Origin of the sequence: Mycobacterium sp. E802 (genome assembly GCF_001666875.1) — a bacterium.
Lineage (GTDB): Bacteria > Actinomycetota > Actinomycetes > Mycobacteriales > Mycobacteriaceae > Mycobacterium.
The window spans coordinates 1-7,347 of record NZ_LZJD01000179.1; the positions used below are offsets into that span (position 1 = coordinate 1).

Annotated in this window: 7 protein-coding genes and 1 pseudogene; 6 read left to right on the top strand and 2 right to left on the bottom strand. The window is 60.3% G+C overall.

Going from position 1 to position 7,347, the window contains the following annotated elements; genetic code table 11:
• Positions 1-127: 127 nt before the first annotated feature.
• Complete coding sequence (locus A5699_RS26295) at positions 128-616, bottom strand: helix-turn-helix domain-containing protein (RefSeq protein ID WP_067776214.1); 489 nt, start codon at positions 614-616, stop codon at positions 128-130.
• Between the two features lie 112 nt (positions 617-728).
• Between A5699_RS26295 and A5699_RS26300 the strand changes: the two genes are divergently transcribed.
• Entirely contained in the window at positions 729-1,379 is a 651-nt protein-coding gene (locus A5699_RS26300) for an isochorismatase family cysteine hydrolase (protein WP_067776225.1), read from the top strand.
• Positions 1,380-2,050: 671 nt separating this feature from the next.
• Here A5699_RS26300 and A5699_RS30080 read toward each other — a convergent pair.
• Entirely contained in the window at positions 2,051-2,215 is a 165-nt protein-coding gene (locus A5699_RS30080) for a hypothetical protein (protein WP_231965841.1), read from the bottom strand.
• On the opposite strand from A5699_RS30080, the pseudogene A5699_RS30365 reads away from it, so the two are divergent.
• The 5 genes and pseudogenes from A5699_RS30365 to A5699_RS26320 form a co-directional block, all read left to right on the top strand.
• A pseudogene (locus tag A5699_RS30365) lies at positions 2,195-2,287 on the top strand (hypothetical protein); the annotation flags it as partial. The gene A5699_RS30080 and the pseudogene A5699_RS30365 sit on opposite strands and share 21 nt — an antisense overlap.
• 543 nt (positions 2,288-2,830) lie before the next feature.
• Entirely contained in the window at positions 2,831-3,046 is a 216-nt protein-coding gene (locus A5699_RS30090) for a hypothetical protein (protein ID WP_231965843.1), read from the top strand.
• A 132-nt stretch (positions 3,047-3,178) separates the two neighbouring features.
• The gene (locus A5699_RS26310) at positions 3,179-5,434 is read left to right on the top strand and encodes an MMPL family transporter (protein ID WP_067776221.1); all 2,256 of its coding nucleotides are present in this window, start codon (positions 3,179-3,181) and stop codon (positions 5,432-5,434) included.
• A gap of 466 nt (positions 5,435-5,900) precedes the next feature.
• Positions 5,901-6,401 (top strand): hypothetical protein, encoded by a 501-nt coding sequence (locus tag A5699_RS26315; protein WP_231965844.1) that lies wholly within the window; start codon positions 5,901-5,903, stop codon positions 6,399-6,401.
• A 3-nt stretch (positions 6,402-6,404) separates the two neighbouring features.
• Positions 6,405-7,347: acyl-CoA dehydrogenase family protein (locus tag A5699_RS26320; protein WP_157561460.1), on the top strand; the 943-nt coding region annotated here is incomplete at its 3' end.

The window sequence follows — 7,347 nt, forward strand, 5'->3', positions numbered from 1 at the left end:
AACGTCGAGGTCAAAACCATTCTCGACGCGCTGGCATCCGAGAAATCAAGGCACTAAGGCAAATGACCCAACTCGGGGCGGTCGGAGGGATAACATGGGCCAGGCGGCTTTTGGGCCGCATCGCCGGTCATGGTGAGAGGCGGCGGCGGGCGCGTTCCGCGGCGAACTCCTTGCTCAGGTCCGAATCGATATCGGTGTGCGAGACAATGACTTTGCAGGTAGGACACACGAGATTCAAATCGAGCTCCGTACCGCATACCTGATGGCGGATATGGACCGCCAAAGGCTCGGTTGGGTCCTTCTGCCAAATCTCACCCCAGGCACGCAGAGCGAGGATGACCGGCAGGAAGCCACGGCCCATCTCCGTTAGGTGGTAGTCATGGCGAGCGGGCCGCTCGCTGTAGAGGTGCCGCGCGACAAGCCCTTCCGATTGCAACTGTTTGAGCCGCGCTGCGAGCATCTGAGCGGTGGCGCCTGTTTGTACCTGTAGATCGTCGAACCGGGTCGTGCCAAGAAACATCTCGCGGAGCACGACGATCGACCAACGGTCGCCAATAACCGCAGCAGCGCGCGCAATAGGGCATAACGTCTCTTGCGCTGGTTTGCCTCTGGGCATTGGCGCGTTCCTCTCTGGACTCCCCCCACTTACTATGATATTCATAGTAAGTGGGGGAAGGTCCACCGTTCTCATCGTTGGCCGCACCCCTGGGGAGACTTGGGAGGGTTTCATGGCCAGTGAGTTAATCCGTTCGGAGCGTACCGGGCTTCTTCTCGTCGATCCGTACAACGACTGGCTTTCTGACGAGGGCAAGCTCTGGCCTCGCATTCGCGATGTCGCGGGAAAGGTCAATCTTCTGGAGAACCTCTCGGAGCTCTTGAACGCGGTTCGAGGAGCCCGCATTCAGGTGTTCGTGGTGCCGCATCGTCGCTGGGAGCCGGGCGACTACGAGGACTGGTTGTATCCGAACCCCACGCAAGAGCTCATGAGCAAGACTCACGCGTTCGCCCGTGGCGAGTGGGGTGGCGAATGGTACCCGCCGCTAGCTCCTCAGCGAGGTGACGTGATCGTCAAAGAGCATTGGGCACAGAGTGGTTTCGCCAACACCGACCTTGACTTCCAGATCAAGCAACGTGGAATCACTCATCTGATCGTGGCCGGCCTCCTGGCGAACACCTGTATCGAGTCGACCGCGCGCGCTGCAATGGAGCTGGGGTATCACGTGACTCTCGTGCGGGATGCGACAGTCAGTTTTTCCGCGGCAATGATGAATGCCGCGCATGCATTGAACGGTCCAACGTACGCACATGACATCGTCGACGTCGCTGAGATTGTGAGTCGGGTGGCGACTGCCACCACACCCTTGCTTGCTCGCGGGTAGTTGGGTGTCGTCTCAGCAGATGCGGCCACGCACCTGCTTCACTGCTTCCTTGCGCAGAAGCTATTGATCGCGATGTTTGCCGTGACCTAGGTCGCGGCTTGCGTTTGCGCGCACAGGATTCGTCCAGATGCACCAAAATATGTTGTTAATTAAGGCATATTCAAGATCACCTGGAACAGTCTGCGAAATTTTCTGCGCTCAACCGTCGCGCCATTCAACGTTGCTCGATGTGAGGTTTTTAACACCGTCAGCGCGTTTTCAAGCGTATACGCTACGGCCAGTACGTTAGCTCACATAAATGAGTGGAGTGCTAGTTCGGGGCTGTGGGGAGACGACCTCCACCGCGTTGCGAGGCAGGCGTACTTCATACCGTTGGTAAGCGAGGGGGGCTTCGTTATGGCTAGGCACGGTAAGGAAAGACACCGCCAAGAGGTGGGTAGTCCGCACATCTTCGGTGGTGTCACGCACTCACTAGCTGATGCTGAGATGACGTGTGACCGGACCGGATCGTGCCGCCGATTACGGCAGCTCCATTCAGACACTTTGGCTTACTGCGCTTTACGCGCCGATCAACGTTTGCGTCGTGGCCTTGGTCATCGCGTGGGGCGTGGGTGATGACGCGGTCAAGGCTCGGTGCCAGCCAGATTGTCGGTCCTCGTGGAGAACGTGCTTCAGAACGGGTACTCGAAGCCCGCGGCGGCACGAATGACGACATCGTGCAGGTCGCCCTCGACGATCTTCGCTGCGATTTCTCTCCCCGGTCCTGCGGCGTCGACGCCAAACATGTTGACCTGCTGGCGCAGTCGCAGGCGGTCATGCCGCCCGTGATCGTCCACCGCTCAACCTTGTCTGTGATCGATGGCGCTCATCGCGTCCATGCCGCTCGGCGGCAGGGAGTAAGAACGATCGCCGCGAGGTTCTTTGACGGCAGTCGAGAAGAAGCGTTCCTTCTTGCCGTCCAGGCCAATATTGCGCACGGTCTGCCTCTGCGGCTGTCGGACCGAAAGAAGGCGGCAGTCAGGATCGGGCAGATGTACCCGCAATGGTCTGATCGACGCATCGCAGAAGCTGCTGGGCTCTCTCACAAGACGGTGGGTGCATTGCGCGCACGGCCGACTGGGGAAATTCCCCAGTCGGAACGCACGATTGGACGAGACGGACGCGTACGGCGCGCCCAGAAGCGGCCTGCGCGCCAGCCAGTCGAGAACTCGCCGGTCCAGCCCGAAGGCACGCCTAGGAGTTCCGAAATATCCGTTCTGGGACCAGCATCGACGACAGCGTCGCGTGCCGATTCTGGCGGGCACGTCCTTGCGGAGAACGCGGGCTCCCGACCCGAACTCCCCGGAGATGGCTGGCCGAGCAGTGACAGCAACCTGACGCGGATCATGCAGGGTCTGTCGACAGATCCGTCGCTGAGGTTCAACAATTCTGGTCGGCTGTTCTTACAGTGGGTGACTGCAGGGCCTCGCACGCCGCAAGCCGCTGTCAGCTTGGCGGCCGCACTGCCCCAGCACTCCGTGGATTCGGCGTTCCGGATCGCGCGGCGGAACGCGCAGATGTGGAGCGTGTTCGCGGTCAATCTCCGCGACCGGATGCTCTCCGAGGATTCCGAACCCGATTGCGCCCTACTCGCCGACGGTGAGTTGTCAGGTTATGGAGATCGATGAACCCTGCGCGCCATCGAGCGCGGACCGGATCGATCACCTACCTCGCTTGCGGAGCTGATGCAGGTGTTGACGGAGTCGCACCGACAACGGCCCATTCACGAGGGGTCGTCCTGACAGATTGGAGATACAACAATGCTTCTCACTCGACTGGCGGCTTTCGCCTACCGAGCGCCAAAACGAATCCTGTTAGCCGCCCTGGTCTTCCTGTTGGCAGGGGCTGTCTACGCGACGCCGGTGATCACCGATTTGCCGTCGGGCGGATATGACGTACCGGAATCGGAGTCCGTGCGAGCGGAAACGGTGCTCAACGAGGTGTTCAGCGCCGGCGGCCTTCCGGTCGTGTTCGCTATCACCGCCGAGAATGCCGACAACGCACTGGCAGCATCGCGTGCACACGAAATTGTGCATGCACTGCAGGGATCTGCCTACGCGCACCAAGTCATCTCGTATTGGACCGCACCGCCACCGCTACAGAAAGCACTGGTAAGTGACGACGGTCGAACCGGTCTCGTCGTGGCGCGTATGGAGGGAGGCGACCGCGACGCACCGCAACGGGCCCATGATCTCGCGCAACCGTTGATCGGAGAAAGTGACGGAGTGAAGGTCACCGTCGGTGGCCAATCAATCGCCTATTTCGAGGGCAGCGCACAATCCCGACGCGATCTGGTGATGCTGGAAGCGGTTGCAGTTCCGCTGACAGCACTCGCGCTGATCTGGATCTTCGGAAGCTTAGTGGCCGCAAGCCTGCCGTTGCTCGCCGCGGCAATCGCAGTGGTCGGCACGGGAGCTTGCCTATGGACGATCCATCAATTCACCGATGTGTCGATCTTTGCCGTCAATCTGGCGACGGCTCTGGGGCTTGCTTTCGCGGTGGACTACACGTTGTTCATCTTGAGCCGCTACCGCGAAGAACGAGGCAAGGGTCTAACTGATCGCGAAGCGCTGATTCGAACGATGAATACGGCAGGGCGTACCGTGATCTACTCAGGTCTGACGATGGCGCTCACGATCGCGACTCTGTTCGTTTTCGAGCCCTACCTGCTGAGGTCCTTGGCCTATGCGGGCATCGCAAGCGTCGGATTCGCCACGGCCGCCTCGCTGTGCGTCGCGCCAGCGTTGCTGGTGTTCTGCGGCGACCGCATCGACTCCTTGGATATTCGTCCCTCATTGCGAAAGCTGCTGGGTCGAAAGGCCAAAGTACAGCCGAAGAACGAGGAGTCGTCGGTGTGGTACCGGCTCGCGCTGTGGGTGATGCGGCGTCCTGCTGTGGTCTTGCTCGTGCTGTCGGTGGCGTTGGTCGCATTGGCGACGCCGTTGCTGGGCATCCGACTTTCCTACCCCGACGATCGCGCGCTGCCCTCATCAGCGCAATCGCGTCAAACCGGAGATGTGCTGCGTGCAGGGTTCGAAACCGATCTTGCCGGGACGGTCGCCATCGTCATGCCCAGTGACGTGACCTCTGCAGACGCGGTGGGTCGATATGCCAGCCAATTGTCTGAAGTCCCTGACGTGGTGTCGGTGGCAGGCCCGGATGGCACCTATGTGCGGGGAGCGAGGATCGCGCCGTTGTCGGTCGACTCGCAGATCAAAGAAGGTGCGGCCTACCTGACGGTCTCGACTATTCACGATCCGTATTCCCATGAGGGGAAAACGCAATTGGCGGCACTGCGGGCTATACCGGCACCAGCGCCCACGCTGTTCGGGGGTATCGCCCAGCGTGACCACGACAACGTCGCCGGCATTGTGAACAAGGTGCCGTTGGTCGTTGGACTAGTGGCTGTGATCACGCTGGTGTTGATGTTCATGATGACCGGCAGCGTGGTCCTGCCAGTCAAGGCCCTGATCACCAACGCGCTGTCGCTGACCGTCGCCTTCGGTGTCATGGTGTGGGTGTTTCAGGATGGGCATCTCGGCGGACTTGGGAGCACCGCGACAGGCAACATCACGGCATTCATTCCGCCGTCGCTAGCCGTGATCGCCTACGCACTGTCCATGGATTACGAAGTGTTCGTCCTTTCACGAATCAGAGAGGAGTGGCTGCGGTCCGACAAGACATCAGCAGGCAACGTGCGCTCAGTTGGTTTGGGGTTGGCCCGCACCGGACGAATCGTCACTGCGGCCGCCGTCATCATGGCTGTCGTCTTCGTCGCCATCGCTGCCGGCCAGGTGTCTTTTATGCGCGGTCTCGGGGTCGGACTTGCGGTCAGCGTGCTCGTCGACGCCTTCGTCGTCCGCACCATCTTGGTGCCGGCCGCGATGGGAGTCATGGGTCGATGGAACTGGTGGGCGCCAACTGGGCTCGCTCTCTGGCACAGCAAGCGAGGGTTCGTGGAAAGTGAGCCTGATTCGCTTTCCACTGCACCGGCCAGCCAGGAACAACCCACCTAGAGTCCGACTCGGCGACGCTCTGCGGGCGCAGGGACCTGCGCCCGCATCGTGTTGCACGGAGGACAGTGTGCGCCGGCCCGCCGTTGGGAACTGGCCGATTGCATTGCGGGACGTCACTTCTTGAGAAACCCGACGGTTTGGTCAGGGCTGCCAGCGTGGGCGTGCTGGCCCGCGTAGTCGGTATCCCACGGTGGCCCTAGTTCTTTTTTGGAGACAGTGCCAGCGTCACTTGCGTACCTGAATCGGAAGTAAACTGTTTGCTATTGAAAGACGTCCCGCTGCTCTCGGCAACGCTTTTAAACAGCTTTCGTAGTAGCGTGTAAAACGGATGCGCGAGAGGTAAATATCTCGCGCAAGTGCGCGATGAACCATCGTATTGATGCGTTGCGTGGCATTAAGTATCCGGCGTTGGAATGATGCTTCAATTCGGCCACGTCGAGGTGGCGGAGCGTCATCGTCTGCGCGCGTGAAGGACGTCCCCGAAAGAAACGTCAATTGGAACGGAGAGGCACGAAACGTGGATAGCCTGAACCGCTTTGAGACGAGAACCACGCATCTGATCTCGCGTGCTGAATGGCTGGTTGGCCTAGGCGGATCAGTGACTCTGGCCCTACTTCACTGGGGTGAGATCAATTGGTTGGCTTTCGCTGGGTTTTTCGCTGTAATTGACGTATTGGGGTACCTTCCGGGTGCGATCGCGTTTCGTCGAAGCCAAACAGGGAAGATTGGCCGAGGTTATTACGTCGCCTACAATGTGATGCACAGCCTTTTAACTGCCGCATTGATCGCCGGCGTATGGTCGATCGTGTTTCAACCCGAGTGGGCGCTGCTTGCACTACCTATCCACCTTTTCGGTGATCGTGCCCTGTTTGGCAATACGACAAAGCCATTCGGTGTGCCGTTCGAGCCCGCCATCCTGCAGGAATTCGTGCAGTTCGAGCGTGAATACAAGGAAATTGAGGTCTAAACAATGCCTTCGGAACCCGATCGCGCGGTGAGATTCCTTGAGCGGGAACGTGCGGCACTGAATCGCTTGCTACCCGGACTCGATGAGGCGCTGACAGCCCAGGGTCTGGCAGTTCTTGAACGGGCTGACGCACCTGGGGCCGGGTTGTTCCGAGCTGCTGGCGGGCCGGGGTTACTGATACCAACGGAATACCAGGGCAAGGGCGCTACAGCGCTGGAAGCGGTGCGTGTGCAACGTGCGATCGGCTCACGCTCGCCATCGCTCGCTGTGGCGACCACCATGCATCACTTCTCTGTGGCCAGCCTTGTGGTCCTGGCGGAACTGGGAGGAAACGAATGGCTCCTCCTGGAGGCGGTCGCCACTCAGAACATGCTGTTGGCATCTGGTTTCGCCGAGGGCAGGTCTGACGGTCGCATCCTGACGCCCACCATGAAATCGGTATTGGTTCCTGAGGGTGTCCGCGTCAGCGGCTCCAAGAAGCCGTGCAGTCTGGCTCGGTCGATGGATCTCCTTACTGCCAGCCTGCTGCTGCCAGCTCCCGACGGCAACGGCGAGCGACTGGCGATCGCGCTGATCCCCGCGTCGGATCCGGGCGTCACGGTCACTCCGTTCTGGTCCAGTTTCGCCCTTGCCGGCGCTGAAAGTGACCAGATCGACATCGACGACGTCTTAGTTCCGCAGAATCTGGTTGTCCTAACCGACATCACCGACACCGGAGTGCTCGATGAGATCCAAACGGCGGGCTTCGTGTGGTTCGAGCTCCTGATGATGGCGTCCTACCTCGGTGCCGCCAGCGCGGTCGTCGAAGGGGCGATGACCTGCCCGACTGCATCTGATACAGACCAGCTGGCGTTAACGTCGCGGGTCGAGACCGCGATGGCTGCCATCGAGAACATTGCCCGGCAGGTGCCCGAATCCGCACGCACACAGGAACTTCTCGTCGCCA